Source organism: Acinetobacter sp. XH1741 (assembly GCF_041021895.1).
Classification (GTDB): Bacteria; Pseudomonadota; Gammaproteobacteria; order Pseudomonadales; family Moraxellaceae; genus Acinetobacter.
In genome coordinates this window covers 3,095,872-3,110,074 of record NZ_CP157428.1, presented here as the reverse complement: position 1 = coordinate 3,110,074, position 14,203 = coordinate 3,095,872, and the positions used below count along the sequence as shown (strand labels likewise).

The window sequence follows — 14,203 nt, the reverse complement described above, 5'->3', positions numbered from 1 at the left end:
TATGTCTACATATTCTTTTATGGATACTCAGTGCTCCCTTGCCAGTGATGATGGTGTATTTGATCTTGGTTATGGGGCTGCTATTGCAGAAGAAGGAATTACCTTCTCAATGGGAGGTGATAAGAACACCATGACCATTGGTGCAGATGGTGAGGGGATGCATTCATTGCATGCAGACAAGTCGGGTACAGTGACAATCCGCGTTTTAAAAACTTCACCAGTAAATGCCAAGCTTTCTAACTTGTATCAACTTCAGGCCAAAAGTTCGAAAAAATGGGGTAAAAATACTATTACCCTAAATCATACAGGTTCTGGTGATAACGTCTCAGCAACTAAGTGTGCATTCAAAAAGCATCCTGATATGGTTTATGCAAAAGTCGGTAACTTTAATGATTGGACATTTGATGCAATCAAGATCGACCAGAAGTTAGGAGCTTATGACTAATGCAAATTGGTAATCATAATTACGAAATTGGTCGCTTAGATGCTTTTGATCAATTTCACGTATCACGAAAAATTGCACCTATTGTTCCTACAATTGTTCCCTTCATGACCGAGATTCTAAAAAGCAATGTAATGGATCTCTTAGATAAGTTTGGGGATGATCCAGATAACCCAGATTTAAGTGCTTTAGAAGATTTTGACTTAAATAGTTTTGGTGAAGCGATTCAGCCTTTTATCGATGCATTTGCAGAGATGTCGGAGGAAGATGCTAACTACATCATGAAAAAATGCCTTTCAGTCGTTACTCGTGATGGTGCCAAATTAGTAGTTAAAGATACTTTAATGTTCGATAACTTGGGTGTTGAACATATTCTTCCTTTAACAATTGCAGTGATTCGCATTAACTTGGGAAATTTTATTCAAGGGCTGCTTACGAAGGCATTGAGCAAGAAACAGCCCATTTAAAATTCAAGCATTTACCAGACCACGAGGATTGGCTGTTACGGCCGGTGATTCGTGGTCTTTGTCGTTATGAGTCATTAAAAGATGGAACAGTAGATCTAGCAGATATTGCATTAATGAATGATGCATTGGATGTGCAGGCAGATAACCAGCTTTTACTCGAACAATATAGCGAACAGAAAAAAAGTTGAGATAAACATGAGTGATACAGTTATTCGTGATTTCTTAGTGTCCCTTGGTTTTTCTACAGATAACGAAGGCGCTAGAAAAATGGGCGATGCCCTTAAAGGGGTCGAACTAAAAGCAGCACTATTGCATAAAACATTATTGCTTCTTGCAACTGGCGCCGTTGTTGCTGTGGCTAAGACAGCTAGTGAATTAGATAAGTTGTATTACTCTTCTCAACGTATTGGCGCATCAGCTTCAAATATTCGTGCGTATGGTGATGCAATCTCACAGATGGGGGGTAATGCTCAAAACGCATTACAATCGCTTGAAAATGTAGCGCAAAAGATGCGTAACTCACCAGGTTATGAAGGCATGCTTACTGGCATGGGAGTTGCTACCCGTGATGGAAACGGCCAATTGCGTGACCGTGTGGAAGTGATGAAAGACCTTTCTAAAACAATGAAAGGAATGGATTACTACCAAGCAAATGCTTATGCCAGCTCATTGGGTATTGATGAAAATACTCTTATGGCCATGCGTGATGATAAGTTCATTGGCAACATGGAGAAGTATCAGAAGCTACGCAAGAATGTTGGCTTAACAGATGATCTCACTAAATCTGGTACCGAATTCATGGTCCAGTTCCGTGACATCACCATGACGACCAAAGCTTTTACGGAAGTAGTAGTAATGACAGCAGGTCAAGCTCTTATTCCAGTGCTTAAGTTGATCAATAAGACTTTGCAAAGTGCTATAGCTTGGTTCTCTGAATTAGATCCAAGATTTAAAACACTTCTTGCCACAGGTCTAAAGTTTGCTTTACTCACAGTTATTTTCGGCGGTTTTATAGGTTCAATTGCTAAATTGGCCTCAGTACTGCCAATGCTCAAAGGTCTACTATTTTTAATTAAGTCCTTGCGATTAGCATTCTTGGCTTCACCAATTGGTATTGTTTTGGCGTTGGCTGCTGCAATCGCTGCCTTGTGGGGTGACTACCAAACTTGGAAAAATGGTGGCGAGAGCCTTATTGATTGGTCCAAGTGGGAAAGTGGAATAGAGACGGCAATTAAACGTATCAAGCAATTAGCTGATTTAATCAAAAGTCTAAAAGATAAAACTGTAGAGTTTGTGACTAAGGCAATCGATGATCCAGCAGGCACCGCAAAACAAACAGCAGAGGCAGCTACACAAGCTGCTAAAACTGGTGCAGCAGTTGTAGCGAGTGTGGCTAAATCAACCGTAAGTACCATTAAAAAAACTGTTACCCAGAGTTATGGTTTTAGCTTTGGTAAAGATGTTGATCGCTATATCCATGAGGCTGCTACAAAGTATGGTCTTGATGAGAAGGTATTACGTGGATTCGTCAAAATGGAGGATGGTTGGACTGGAAAAATGTCACCTACTGGTGCAATTGGTACAGGTCAGTTTATTCAATCTACTTGGGATGGTTTAGCAAAAACCGCCGAAGGCAAGGAAATTGGAATGACAAAAATTGGTAAAAGGTTTCGTACAAAAAATGATCCAAGATTTGATAAGTACATCAATACTTTAGCCACTGGTCTTCTTGCTAAACAAAATGCAGATATTCTCACTAAAAATGGGTTGCCTATAACTGGGGAGAATCTTTACATGCTCCATAATATAGGGCCTGGTGTTATACCAGCTCTAAAAGGTTCTAATAAAGTATCAGCAAAGACACTTGAAGCTATGCGTCAAAATGGTATGAAAAAAGGTATGTCCCCAAGTCAGTTTGTGAAGTTTCAAAAGGGAAGGTTTAGCAAACAATATAATGTAGCCAATGCTGGTGAAAATATTATTAATAGTGGTAATACAAAGATTAATAATTATGGCCCACCAAGTGGAAATCCAGATAAAGCACAAATCAACAACTCATCCAATATGTCTGCTAGATCAGTAGTTATACATCAATCATATAAAACCGATATGGTTCTTAATGGTGTTAGAGAGCCAATTGAATCTGCTAATGCTGTAAAAAAACAACATGAAAATACAATGATTCTTATGGCCCACAACACTAAAAGTTTAATTGGTTAATTAGCGTTTATATCAGTCTGCAATTGTTGAGCTCGGTCTTGGTTTAACTTAACTATGCAATTTGAATGGTTGTTCTTTTCCCCATGATAGTTACTGTATGTATCACAGTAACTATTTCGGTAAGTTAACCAATCTTTTTGAGACTTGCTAAGTTCTTTTATAACATTAGGGTTGTAACTTATTTGTCCTTTTGAAAGCTCGGTTAACTTTTTAAAATTGGCAGTTACTTTAGCAAATGATTCATCTTCATAACATTTGGCAATATCTGCCGGATCATTAAAGTAAACTTCACAGTTTGCTAATGCGCCCAAACTTAATAAAGATGTAGTAATAAACAATATGATTTTCTTCATTAATCTTTATTCCGAATAGTAGTCGAGATATGTAAAGTATCGCTTTGATTTTTGCTATCAGCAATACTTTCATGTTTTTTATAGTCTTCTTCAGTAGGAATATATTCATGAGCAGCTTTTTCTGCTTCTTCACTAAATTCCTCTTTAGGTGAGTTTGGCTTTGAATTTTCTTGTAAAGTGGTTTTCGCTTTATCTTTTTTCGGATGGTCATCAGTTATAGCTACGTAAGCTGCAAAAATGATTAATCCAATGATTAAATATAGAATAAATTTAAACATCCATTTGAGACAACCGCCTTTAGGCTTATTAGATGATTGTTCAAAGACAGGATTATTTACTGAAAAACTCTGTCCGCAATTTTTACACGTGTAAGTAGATGTCAGTAAACCGGATTCAGTTGATTTGTATCGAGTCTGTTTACTATTGCAGTATGGGCAATTAGGTCGTGTTGTTTGACTCACAATTTTAAGCCTTTATTTTAAAGTGATTTATGTTTAATCAAAATTATATAGGTTTAATTAAAGTTTTGCGAAGTAGCTTACCTTCAATAGTGCAAACTCACTTTTTAGTGGGTTTTTTAATTCCCGGAGAAAAGCATGGCTATCACCGAAACTGTTGGTTCACTATTGTTTGGTGGCCATCGTTCAATTATGGGTTTATTTGCAGATGTAGTAATTGAAGAAAACCATACAGATGAGCTTGTCATTACTGAGCATCCAGTAGAAAAGGGCTCTCCAATCTCAGATCACTATTACAAAGTACCTCCCGAAGTCACTATGAAAATAGGATGGTCTGAAAGTGCTGGAAAATTAAATAGCTTGATAGGTAATTCCTTCATTGGCGCGGATTTATCCTTATTAGGGATTTATCAAGGTTTACAGGCAATGCAGGGACAAAGACTGATCATCTCAACTGGCAAGCGGCTGTATACAGATATGTTAATAAAGTCCCTTAAAGTGGTGACGGATTTAACTTCTGAGAACTCTTTAATGGTCGATGTTGTCTTTAAGAAGGTTGTTATTACCTCTACAAAGGAAACACTTGTTTCAATAGCCGATCAAAATAATCCTGAAATTACTTCTGATGTAATTGATTCAGGGACCAAACAACCCAAACAAGTTGAACAGTCCATGTTGTCGCAAATTACTGGTTTGGGGCAGGTTGGTGGCGCTTATACAGTAGGTCTCTAAAATGGCTTTATTTGAAATCCCTGTTTTAAATCGGAACCAAAAGTTTTTTATCAAATTAAATAAAGTGAACTATCAGCTCAAATTGGTTTTTCGCAAACGATGGTTCTTAGATATATATCAGACAAATTCTGAGCCAATAGCACTTGGTATTCCTCTCGTATCTGGAATCGATATTTTAAGCCCATTTAATCATGTGATTAACGGTTCTATGTATGTTCAAAATCTTAATGAAGATGAGAGCCAATCATTTAATGACTTAGGTACCAACATAAAACTTTATTGGCAGGATCCTTAAATGAGTGAGCAATGGAAGCGTAATTGCCGGCTAACCGTTCAGCTTAAATATGGTGAGCCCGAGGCATTAGATTTATCAGAAATGCGGATTGTATTTCGTATCAGTCAACCTACAGCTGAAACGCCAAAAGCAGCAGAGTTTTATATCTATAACTTATCAGTCGATACAATGAATCGACTTGCCGGCGAGGATAATTCCAACGTCGGTGCAATAGTCACTTTCGAGGCTGGTTACGGTGAAGAGTTGGCCACAATTTTTAAAGGTTCAACTTTTCAATATCGCCGTGGCCGTGAAAGTCCAACAGATACTTTTTTATGTATTTTGGCTCAGTCGGGTGATAAAGCTAAAAATTATGCGTTGGTCAATAAAACTATTGCAGCTGGCACTACAGTTGACCAGGTCAAAAATGAACTTGCAAAAGAGTTTCAAGCCAATGGCGTGGAAACTGGCGAACTGCCTGAACTTAGCGACCAAAAATATGTTCGTGGCAAAGTGATGTTTGGGTCATTAGACGATCAGATCCGCCAGTTTTGCAAAGATACAAACACAGAATACTTCATTGACGATGAGTATTTATACATGGTTGGTATCAGTAGCTACTTATTAGATTCTGTTTATGAAATGGATGCTAATTCGGGGATGATTGGAATGCCTCAGCTCACTACTGAGGGGCTTATGGTTAATTGTTTGCTTAATCCTCAACTACGCCGTGGTGGACGCATCCATGTTGATACTACAAGCATTCAAACTCAGGCCTTTGATATTGATTATCAGAGCCAAGGAGTTGACCAGCCGCAGAAAGATCTTAAAAAAGCGGGTGGCATTAATGGTATTTACATCATTAAAGCGGTCGAGCATTACGGTGATACACGAGGTGATGATTGGTATACAAGTACTGTTTCAGTGGGTCAAGGTGCGGTAGTACCTAAATCAGGTATCACAATTATGGCGGTAGATTGATATGGCATTAACTAACAATGAAAGATCACCTCATTTATTGAATACTATGAATGATGCGATTAAATCTGCACTAGCAGTACTGTGGACCAATCTACCTTGTATCGTTGAATCTTACGATGATGATGCTCAAACAGTTTCAGTTAATCCTGCTATTCAAGTTCCTGTAATGCGTGAAGATGGCTCGATTGATTTAGTTAACTTACCATTAATACCGGATGTGCCAGTATGTTGGCCCAAAGCTGGGGGATTTGCCTTAACCTTTCCAATTAATAAGGGTGATGAGTGCCTAGTACATTTTTCATCACGCTGTATTGATTTATGGTGGCAAAACGGTGGAATTCAGCCGCCATTTGAAAATCGAAAGCATGACTTATCTGATGGCTTTGCAAGCTTTGCCCCTCAATCTCAGCCTAAACGTTTGAAGAATGTTGCCACTGATGCGGTAGAGCTTAGAAATGATGCTGGAACTGCTAAATTTCGAATTAATTCGGCGGGTGAGTTAGAGTTTTTTGGTACCAAGGCAACTTTTAATTGTCCAGTACAAATGAAAGATGGTTTAGGTGTATTGGGATCATTAAAAAATAACGATGTTGATGTTGGTTCTGGACATGGACATACGAAAGTACAACCTGGTAGTGGTGAATCTGGTCCACCAAAACCATAAATATATGAGGGGTCGCTGAAAGGCGGCTTTTTTTATGCGCTATAGAAAACTAGATGAGGATGGAGATTATAGCTTTGGCCAAGGTCAAAACAATTTCCATGTAGATACACCTGAGGGTGTAGCGCAAGCAGTTATGACCCGTCTTAAGTTTTGGGTAGCTGAATGGTTTGCTGATACTTCAGACGGTACGGGGTGGACTACTGATGTATTAGGAAAGTACACAGACCACTTATTTGAGCTCATGATTCGCCGGCGGATTCTTGGTACTCAAGGCGTTCTTAGTGTTGATTCGTTTGATAGCCAATTTGATGGAGATACACGGAAGTTATCTATTCAATCGACTATTAACACCATTTACGGATCTGCCAATTTACAAGGGGATATTTAAATATGGCAATAACAAGCATAGCCCCAGTAATTAATCAGTATGGTGCTACAGCAGCAACTTATAGCGAAGTGGTTGAGTATCTCAAGGATAAGTATCGAGGTATTTATGGGCAAGATGTTTACTTAGAAAATGATAGTCAAGACGGTCAGTGGATAGGAGTTATTGCCCGTGTAATCGCGGACTGTAATACTGAAGTTATTAATGCTTATAACTCCATGTCGCCAAGTACTTCTGAAAAAGATGCTCTATCACGAAATGTAAAAATAAACGGTATTCGCCGAGCAGTTGCTACCAAGTCCAGTGTCTCGGTTGTATTAGTTGGTGTTGCTGGAACCATCATCAATAATGGAATTGTCAGTGACAAGAATAGCAATCGTTGGCTTTTACCTGCTCAGATAGTTATCCCCCCTGAAGGAGAAATAATTGTAACTGCTACTGCGGAAAAGGCTGGTGCAATTCTAGCTTTGCCAAATTCAGTAATCACTATCTCAACGCCTACACGTGGCTGGCAATCTGTAAATAATCTTCAAGCCTCTACCTTGGGGGCACCAGTTGAAAGCGACACTAAATTACGCCAACGACAAGCTCTATCTACTGCTATTCCATCCAGATCTTATACAGAGGGTATTTTAGGAGCTCTGTTTAGTTTAGATGGAGTTAGTCGCTGTAAAGTTTATGAAAATAAAAAAGCAACCGAGGATACTAATGGCTTGCCACCTAATTCTTTAGCTGTGGTTGTTGCAGGTGGGGATGATCAACAAGTTGCCGAAACGATTCGAGTAAAAAAAGCCCCTGGTTGTGACCTTTATGGAAATACCACAATTATCCGTCCTACTGTTTATGGTGATCCTGTAGAGATTCAATACTGGCGTCCAAATCAGGTAGTGGTAGGTTTGAAAATTGAACTACAGACAACCACAGATTACACAGTTGAGATTGGTGAACAGGTTAAAAGTGCAATTGCTGACTATATTAATCAGCTCGATATCGGTGATCGAATTAGTATTAATAAATTGTTTGTACCAGGTGGACTTTATGGTGCTTTAGAGGGGCGTACTTACGAGATTGAAAGCATCCAATTAATTATTAATGGATCATCCAAAAATGGTAATTACACATTAGCCTTTAATGAAGTGGCCTATTGTGACTCTGATGATATTGATATTAGCGTAGTTGGAGGTACTTAATGCAGACTGAAGATTACCTAAATTTGATCATCAATCAGCATAGAACTAAGCCAAAATTCAAAAATACAGTGCAAGTCTCAATTGAACCCATTCTTGATTGCATTGAAGTACTTAAGACCCTTCATGAAAAATTTGATTTAGATACAGCATCAGGTGACCAGCTTCGAATTATAGCTGAATGGGTAGGTGCTCCAACTGTGGTACCTGATTCTGTTGCTCTTCCTTTTTTTGGCTTTAGAGATCAACCAGAATCCTTAACTTTTGGTGAAACTGACGATCCTGAAGTAGGTGGTTATTTTCGAGAAACGGGTATGAATAGCTTTAGGGGGGAAACAATTTCACCTCAAAAACTACCCAGTGTCATTAAAGCCAAAATTCTACTTAACAATTGTGATTGCACACTTGATGACGCATTTGAAATTTGCAAGTTACTAACTGATGTACCTTTTAAATTAAAGGACAACCGAAATATGACGGTTACTTTCGAGTTTCTAGCAGATTTCCAAACCTTTGATAAAGAGCTGGTTCGCTTGCTATTTCCATTGCCTAGCGGTGTAGAGCTAATTTTTGCGGATGATAATTAATGGATAAGTTAGAAGTATTTTGTAGAGATGGTAATGAAGATGTCAAAAATACTGAAGGGCTAAATATTGTTATAGGTTTTATAAAAAAGGATAAGCCTGCCCGCCAATGGATGAACTGGTTATTTAACTGGTTCACTTTAAAGATCAATGAACTAATCGATGCAGTCAATGCAATTAATGATAAGTCAGATTCTGAAATCGGAAATGTTGCAATTTATCCTTTTAGCGCCATTCCGGCAAATCGGCTTGTGTGTGATGGGACGCTTTACAATATTGCCGACTATCCAAAACTATTTGCAAAGATTGGATCTTTTTATGGCGGCAATGGCACTACCACTTTCGCAGTTCCCGATTATCGTGGTGTTGTATTACGTGGTCTTGACTCAGGGCGTGGATTAGATGTTGGACGAACATTAGGGTCTTATCAAGTAGATACCCTTAAAAGCCATAATCATGATCGAAATCCTGATGGTAAAGGTGAGTCAGCTGTGCTTTCAAATGGCGGAACGAATGCAGGTGATATTCAGGGTTCTGCTGTACGTATGACACAGTATAGCAAGACTGGTAGTACTGGTTCTGACGAAACCCGCATGAAAAATACATCCGTAATTTTTGCAATAAAAGCCAAATAAAGATATTGAAACTCAAACCGTCTAAAAGCGGTTTTTTGTTGCGTGGAGAAAGTGATATGGCAACAAACTGGAATGCGGTTTTAGCAAATATCAATAACTCAAATGATATTTTAGCCATCTTGAAAAAAATCCTTCCATTGCTAGATGGTAAGGTTGACTCAACAACTATTGATGAAGTTATTGCTCAACTGAATAAAATTGCTGAAGATGGCCAAATTACTATTGATGAAGCATTAGAAACCATTAACTTTCTTGAACAAAAGATTGATGAAAAAACTAATGCTTTTAATGATGCTATTGAAGCAGCGGCGGCGGCTGGCGCTGGGGCTAATGGTTGGACGGCAACTCTAGTTGCTGATGCTAGTGGACAGAATCAACAATTAATTAATAATCTTAGTTTGCTCGGTGTTGCTTCAATCGATGCCCTACGGTTAACCACCCCTTTTTATAAAGGTCACAAAGTTACTTTGATTTCTGCAAATGAAGGGCAGCAGGAAGGTGGAGGTGAGTTTGTAGCTACTAAAAAGAATGGTTTAGTTGATGATGGAGGGACAATTATTGCAAGTCCTGTTCAGGACATCTTCTGGGTACGTATTAACTACGATAGAGTTACTCCAGAAATGTTCGGATATGACAATACCGATGGTGCTATAAGCATACAGAAAACGTTGAATAGTAATCTTCCTGTTAGCATGCTTGCTAAGGAATATTTAACAAGTAAACCTCTAGTAATTCCTGCAAATATTAAGTTGATCGGTGCCGGGGTTAATAAAACCACTGTTAGAAAAACAACAGGTACACCTATTACAACCAATACAGGCACATATGATTGCTGTGTTTTAGTTGAAGGTGATAGAGATGGTTATATCGGTAATCTAAATATTGATTCAATATCATTTAAGAAAGATAAAGTTCTAGGTGTCGAGTCGGGATCTTGTGCTTTATTTAAATTTTTAATGAGATCAAGCTTTAGTAGTATTTATTTTTACGGTGGTGAAACTGGCGTAAAAGTAGTTGACGGTTGGATGGTTAATTGGACTCGCGTTGAATCAATGGCTGATATTCCATTCGATTTTGATACAGGCACATCCAATACTTTTGTTGATTGCTGGGCACGTATTGGTAAAACATATGCCTGGAAAATTCATAATCTAACTTATTCCACAATGTTGAATTCCGGTGCAGATTATACTGGTGCTGATGGAACTCCTGCAGATGCGGTTTTTAAAATATCGAACTCTCATTTGAGCTTAGTAAGTTGTGGTTGTGAACAGACCCATGCGTATAATTTGATCCATGCTGATTACTCCTGGTTATCAATTATTAATCCCCATATGTTTGATGTGCATAATAAGTACTTTCATCAGGATCTAGCTCGGCAAGGTGTTTTATGTGCAACCAATCCAGATACGGTTTTTAAGATATCTGGCGGTGAAATTGTACTGAATTACAACGATGAAACCACTATTAAAGGTGTTAGGCCGTATTCAACGGATGGTTCTATTTCCGATTTTGATAATGTGGTTTTTTATAAGGACATTTCATCAATTGAGGACATTAACTGGGGCTTTAATCTTAGAGGAGCTCACGTTACTAGTTTCAAGGCTAAAGGCCAAGAAATCGTACTTGATAATAGATTCCCGCAATCAGATTCAAGAAGCGCCAGTAAAACCAATAAACAGTTTGCTTTTAAATACTCAGATGTTGCTAATACTGACTTAAATACCTTACGCAATAAAGATATTAAATTCTGCTTTGCAGCTTCAGACTCATTTTCTAATGCACCAAAACCAAACTTTGTTGGTCACGTTATAAATATGAGCTTCGGTAATACAGATTTATCTAGCAATCATAGTAATCAGATTGCCGCTTCGATTAATAGTAATGACATTTATTGGAGACGTGCTGGATGGGGAGAGGGGTTTAATCCATGGTTTGCTTTTTGGCATTCTGGAAATTCAACAGTTGACGGCAACGGTTTTATTAAAGCTGCATCTCCGATTGTAAAGCTTTTTGCAGATCATGTTTCACTAAATGATGAAGCTGCAGAACAGAATATTACTTTTGAGAAAGTTTCCTTGGGAAGCTATTTGGTGAAAGGATCCTCAGGGTTTGCAAAAGAGGGTTGGTATATCGAAACTCCTAAAGATGCAAACGGCAATATTCTTTTTGCTGTTCAATATCAGCAATTAGAAAATAATGATATTGAAATTAAAACTTTTAAGAAAAAGTTTGATTTCGAGAGTGCTTCTATTGTTGCCGATTTGGATAATCCAGTTGATATCCCTAGTGGTCGCTGGATTGATTTGCGATTACAAGTAGTTCTAAAGCCTGTTACTACAAGTTGAGCAATACAATTTGTCAGTTAACTTTTAATTAAATCCACTATGGCACCCTAATCGGGTGCTTTTTTATGTCCGATTAAGGGGCGCTGTATGTCAGATAATCAGCAAATTATAGATACGTCAACAGCTTTGGCGACAAGTAAAGCTGCAACATACGGGGGTAGTGCAGTGAGTGCTGTTTCAGCATGGGTGGGTTCAATCGATCTAGCATTTTGGGTCAGTATCATAATTGCTATTGGTGGTTTTGTTATGAACTGGTACTACGCTAGACAAAAAAATAAACGTGATGAAATCGCACATAAGGCTTACTTAGAAAGCCTAAACAACAAAGGTAACTGTAATGTCAAACAAGACTAAATTTGCGGTAACTATTTTAGCAGCTTCGGCTGCTTTTTTTACGTCTTTAATTGGGCATGAGGGGTATAGCTCAAAGCCTTATTTAGATAGTGGCAATGAGCCTACCATTGGGATTGGCTCGACTAAATATGAAAATGGTACTTCAGTCAAAATGACTGATAAACCTATTACAAAAGAACGAGCGATTCAGATCTCTAAAGCCCATATTTCTAAAGACGAAGTTGCATTTCGTAAGTCTTTACCAGATGTGAAATTAACGCAAACTGAATATGACGTTTATCTGGATTTCATGTATCAGTTCGGTCAATCCGCATGGGGTGGCTCTTCAATGCGCCGTCTCTTACTCCAAAACAAGCCACGGCAAGCATGCGATGCACTACTTAAATGGAAATTTGTTGCAAAGCGTGATTGCTCCATACGCTCTAATGGCTGTTATGGCGTGTGGTTGCGCCAGGTTGAACGACACACAAAATGTATAGGGGCTCAATGATGTGGATTGTATTTGCTGCTAAATACTGGCGATCATAACTATTCTGATTCTCGATTTTTTATTGGCCATAACAATGGCTGTTCTTAATTACAAAATTGGTGAGCTTAAAAAAGCAGATCAGAAGTGCTTATCTCAAATCCAAGAAATTGAGAAAAAGAACTTGAAGGTGCTTACTGAAAAGCAGAATCAGTTTAACCAGGTGAGTGCCGATTATGAAAAACTCAGGTCAGAGCAAAATACAAAAGTCGAAACAGTTACACGTGAAGTGCAAAAGATCATTGAGCGTCCTATTTATAAGTATAGCTGTGTTGACGATGCTGGGGTGTACCAAATCAACGATCTTATCAAGGCCGGTAATACCAGCTAACCTGATCCAGTCTTGTCCTAATTTAAATGAGCTAACTGGTACAACAGGCAAAGAATTGATGCTTTGGTCTGTGGATACAGTTGCTAAATATAATGATTGTAAAGCCCGTCATTTGGGAATTGTAAAAGCCCTCAAATGAGGGCCTTTTATGTGTGTTATATATCTGTTTAAGAAAGGATTTATGGTTAGAATAACTTAGACCTATTTAAATATAGTATTTTCTATTTTTTTCCAAAAATAATAACAAATATAAAAATATGGGGAAAAGCTTGCAATGAGAAGAGAGTATTCCAAAAATGAAATTAAATTTTTATAAGAATCATCAGAACACTTCATTATTTCTAAAATTAATAATGGCAATACAATTCCGGAAACCATGATATATATAGTTGATCCTAAGCCAATTTTCGTTAATTTTTTTAATTTAAATTCATTGTTATATGATTCAAATTCAAGGATTGATTCATCTAAAAATGGCATAACTTGAGTTTGATAAGTTTGGATCTTTTGAAAAAATTCTATTAATAAGGGGAGGTGCTTTTGTCTTAATCTCGACTGAAAATGCCGTTCGACATCTGAAGTTAGTCTTTGACGTACTTCTTGATCAACCTCAAATCTTTTTTCTGCTTCACCAATAACTCTCAAAATTTCAGCATTTTTTTCTTCTTTAATTTTTTTTTCTTTAATTTGGTCATAAACATTAAATAAATGAATCAAAGATTCTTGGCTTGAACTCCAAACCCATATTAAATAATTAATCCTTCCCTGAATTTCCAAATAACGGTTATAGTCAAATAATTGGTTATCTGAATCTCTAGATTTTGTTTGATCAGTCGTAACTATTGATTTCCCATTCATAGGATAAGATGTAAAAAATAAAGTAAAAAAGGACATTAGTTCATCTACAATATTCACTATTTCCTTAGGATTAATATCATCATCAAAGGGTTTTAAATCGATTCCATGTTTAACTGCATTTAAATAATAAAAGACTGAAGCAGCTTTTTGAATTAATGGCTGGCATTTTGCATCCCAATCTAAATCCCCATCCTCTTTGATCAAGGTTTGAGATATATTAATAACAAATGAGGATGGAGTGGAAACGGCATCAGCTACTTTTAAGACTTTTTCTAGTTTCTTTTGAGCTTCAGTAACTTTTTGATATGCAAAAATTAAAAATGCAGAAAAAAAGGCCGCTAAAACACCTACAATCGTTGCATGTATACCAGGAATAGCATTAAGAATTGGAAACATATTTTGAT

The 14,203-nt window shown here is 37.6% G+C and carries 17 protein-coding genes and 2 pseudogenes; 16 read left to right on the top strand and 3 right to left on the bottom strand.

Annotation, left to right across the window (positions count from 1 at the left end; genetic code table 11):
• Nucleotide 1: 1 nt before the first annotated feature.
• Genes ABLB96_RS14985 through ABLB96_RS14970 form a run of 4 tightly spaced genes read left to right on the top strand, consistent with a single transcriptional unit; the run spans nucleotide 2 to nucleotide 3,129 of the window.
• A complete protein-coding gene (locus tag ABLB96_RS14985; protein ID WP_083008344.1) occupies nucleotides 2-445 on the top strand; it encodes a phage protein in 444 nt (147 codons plus the stop codon).
• On the top strand, nucleotides 445-909 hold the full coding sequence (locus ABLB96_RS14980) for a phage tail assembly chaperone (protein WP_348897991.1): 465 nt from the start codon (nucleotides 445-447) through the stop codon (nucleotides 907-909). Before ABLB96_RS14985 ends, ABLB96_RS14980 begins: the two co-directional genes overlap by 1 nt.
• 44 nt (nucleotides 910-953) lie before the next feature.
• The gene (locus ABLB96_RS14975) at nucleotides 954-1,097 is read left to right on the top strand and encodes a hypothetical protein (RefSeq protein WP_348897990.1); all 144 of its coding nucleotides are present in this window, start codon (nucleotides 954-956) and stop codon (nucleotides 1,095-1,097) included.
• Nucleotides 1,098-1,104: 7 nt separating this feature from the next.
• Nucleotides 1,105-3,129 (top strand): hypothetical protein, encoded by a 2,025-nt coding sequence (locus ABLB96_RS14970; RefSeq protein WP_348897989.1) that lies wholly within the window; start codon nucleotides 1,105-1,107, stop codon nucleotides 3,127-3,129.
• Here the strand turns inward: ABLB96_RS14970 and ABLB96_RS14965 are convergent.
• Together ABLB96_RS14965 and ABLB96_RS14960 are read right to left on the bottom strand one after the other, a co-directional pair.
• A complete protein-coding gene (locus tag ABLB96_RS14965) occupies nucleotides 3,126-3,482 on the bottom strand; it encodes a lysozyme inhibitor LprI family protein (RefSeq protein WP_348897988.1) in 357 nt (118 codons plus the stop codon). The two genes, ABLB96_RS14970 and ABLB96_RS14965, sit on opposite strands and share 4 nt — an antisense overlap.
• Nucleotides 3,482-3,943: a hypothetical protein gene (locus ABLB96_RS14960; RefSeq protein WP_348897987.1), complete on the bottom strand. Its 462-nt coding sequence runs from the start codon at nucleotides 3,941-3,943 to the stop codon at nucleotides 3,482-3,484. The genes ABLB96_RS14965 and ABLB96_RS14960 overlap by 1 nt, the downstream gene beginning before the upstream one ends.
• Nucleotides 3,944-4,078: 135 nt before the next feature.
• Here ABLB96_RS14960 and ABLB96_RS14955 point away from each other — a divergent pair, with 135 nt between their 5' ends.
• The 12 genes and pseudogenes from ABLB96_RS14955 (at nucleotide 4,079) to ABLB96_RS14900 (ending at nucleotide 12,941) form a co-directional block, all read left to right on the top strand.
• Nucleotides 4,079-4,672 (top strand): phage baseplate protein, encoded by a 594-nt coding sequence (locus ABLB96_RS14955; protein ID WP_348897986.1) that lies wholly within the window; start codon nucleotides 4,079-4,081, stop codon nucleotides 4,670-4,672.
• A gap of 1 nt (nucleotide 4,673) precedes the next feature.
• The gene (locus ABLB96_RS14950; RefSeq protein ID WP_348897985.1) at nucleotides 4,674-4,967 is read left to right on the top strand and encodes a hypothetical protein; all 294 of its coding nucleotides are present in this window, start codon (nucleotides 4,674-4,676) and stop codon (nucleotides 4,965-4,967) included.
• Complete coding sequence (locus tag ABLB96_RS14945) at nucleotides 4,968-5,927, top strand: hypothetical protein (RefSeq protein ID WP_348897984.1); 960 nt, start codon at nucleotides 4,968-4,970, stop codon at nucleotides 5,925-5,927.
• Nucleotide 5,928: 1 nt separating this feature from the next.
• On the top strand, nucleotides 5,929-6,591 hold the full coding sequence (locus ABLB96_RS14940; protein WP_083008354.1) for a Gp138 family membrane-puncturing spike protein: 663 nt from the start codon (nucleotides 5,929-5,931) through the stop codon (nucleotides 6,589-6,591).
• A gap of 34 nt (nucleotides 6,592-6,625) precedes the next feature.
• Nucleotides 6,626-6,979 (top strand): hypothetical protein, encoded by a 354-nt coding sequence (locus ABLB96_RS14935; RefSeq protein ID WP_348897983.1) that lies wholly within the window; start codon nucleotides 6,626-6,628, stop codon nucleotides 6,977-6,979.
• A 2-nt stretch (nucleotides 6,980-6,981) separates the two neighbouring features.
• Nucleotides 6,982-8,166, top strand: coding sequence for a baseplate J/gp47 family protein (locus ABLB96_RS14930; RefSeq protein WP_348897982.1), 1,185 nt, complete (start codon nucleotides 6,982-6,984; stop codon nucleotides 8,164-8,166).
• Nucleotides 8,166-8,750: a DUF2612 domain-containing protein gene (locus tag ABLB96_RS14925; RefSeq protein ID WP_083008357.1), complete on the top strand. Its 585-nt coding sequence runs from the start codon at nucleotides 8,166-8,168 to the stop codon at nucleotides 8,748-8,750. The genes ABLB96_RS14930 and ABLB96_RS14925 overlap by 1 nt, the downstream gene beginning before the upstream one ends.
• The gene (locus ABLB96_RS14920; RefSeq protein ID WP_348897981.1) at nucleotides 8,750-9,382 is read left to right on the top strand and encodes a phage tail protein; all 633 of its coding nucleotides are present in this window, start codon (nucleotides 8,750-8,752) and stop codon (nucleotides 9,380-9,382) included. The genes ABLB96_RS14925 and ABLB96_RS14920 overlap by 1 nt, the downstream gene beginning before the upstream one ends.
• A gap of 1,949 nt (nucleotides 9,383-11,331) precedes the next feature.
• Nucleotides 11,332-11,730: pseudogene (locus ABLB96_RS14915) on the top strand (hypothetical protein); the annotation flags it as partial.
• 87 nt (nucleotides 11,731-11,817) lie between these two features.
• Entirely contained in the window at nucleotides 11,818-12,084 is a 267-nt protein-coding gene (locus ABLB96_RS14910) for a holin (RefSeq protein WP_348897980.1), read from the top strand.
• Entirely contained in the window at nucleotides 12,068-12,574 is a 507-nt protein-coding gene (locus ABLB96_RS14905) for a lysozyme (RefSeq protein WP_348897979.1), read from the top strand. The genes ABLB96_RS14910 and ABLB96_RS14905 overlap by 17 nt, the downstream gene beginning before the upstream one ends.
• Nucleotides 12,574-12,941 (top strand): annotated as a pseudogene (locus ABLB96_RS14900) (hypothetical protein). Before ABLB96_RS14905 ends, ABLB96_RS14900 begins: the two are co-directional and overlap by 1 nt.
• Nucleotides 12,942-13,142: 201 nt before the next feature.
• Here the strand turns inward: ABLB96_RS14900 and ABLB96_RS14895 are convergent.
• Complete coding sequence (locus ABLB96_RS14895) at nucleotides 13,143-14,195, bottom strand: hypothetical protein (RefSeq protein WP_348897978.1); 1,053 nt, start codon at nucleotides 14,193-14,195, stop codon at nucleotides 13,143-13,145.
• Between the last annotated feature and the right edge of the window lie 8 nt (nucleotides 14,196-14,203).

Bases quoted from the DNA above. Each gene is read 5' to 3' on its own strand.
- ABLB96_RS14980 (WP_348897991.1), top strand. From the start codon at position 445: ATGCAAATTGGTAATCATAATTACGAAATTGGTCGCTTAGATGCTTTT.
- ABLB96_RS14965 (WP_348897988.1), bottom strand. From the start codon at position 3,482: ATGAAGAAAATCATATTGTTTATTACTACATCTTTATTAAGTTTGGGC.
- ABLB96_RS14930 (WP_348897982.1), top strand. From the start codon at position 6,982: ATGGCAATAACAAGCATAGCCCCAGTAATTAATCAGTATGGTGCTACA.
- ABLB96_RS14940 (WP_083008354.1), top strand. From the start codon at position 5,929: ATGGCATTAACTAACAATGAAAGATCACCTCATTTATTGAATACTATG.
- ABLB96_RS14895 (WP_348897978.1), bottom strand. From the start codon at position 14,195: ATGTTTCCAATTCTTAATGCTATTCCTGGTATACATGCAACGATTGTA.
- ABLB96_RS14970 (WP_348897989.1), top strand. From the start codon at position 1,105: ATGAGTGATACAGTTATTCGTGATTTCTTAGTGTCCCTTGGTTTTTCT.
- ABLB96_RS14925 (WP_083008357.1), top strand. From the start codon at position 8,166: ATGCAGACTGAAGATTACCTAAATTTGATCATCAATCAGCATAGAACT.
- ABLB96_RS14955 (WP_348897986.1), top strand. From the start codon at position 4,079: ATGGCTATCACCGAAACTGTTGGTTCACTATTGTTTGGTGGCCATCGT.
- ABLB96_RS14945 (WP_348897984.1), top strand. From the start codon at position 4,968: ATGAGTGAGCAATGGAAGCGTAATTGCCGGCTAACCGTTCAGCTTAAA.
- ABLB96_RS14935 (WP_348897983.1), top strand. From the start codon at position 6,626: ATGCGCTATAGAAAACTAGATGAGGATGGAGATTATAGCTTTGGCCAA.
- ABLB96_RS14905 (WP_348897979.1), top strand. From the start codon at position 12,068: ATGTCAAACAAGACTAAATTTGCGGTAACTATTTTAGCAGCTTCGGCT.
- ABLB96_RS14950 (WP_348897985.1), top strand. From the start codon at position 4,674: ATGGCTTTATTTGAAATCCCTGTTTTAAATCGGAACCAAAAGTTTTTT.
- ABLB96_RS14910 (WP_348897980.1), top strand. From the start codon at position 11,818: ATGTCAGATAATCAGCAAATTATAGATACGTCAACAGCTTTGGCGACA.
- ABLB96_RS14920 (WP_348897981.1), top strand. From the start codon at position 8,750: ATGGATAAGTTAGAAGTATTTTGTAGAGATGGTAATGAAGATGTCAAA.
- ABLB96_RS14985 (WP_083008344.1), top strand. From the start codon at position 2: ATGTCTACATATTCTTTTATGGATACTCAGTGCTCCCTTGCCAGTGAT.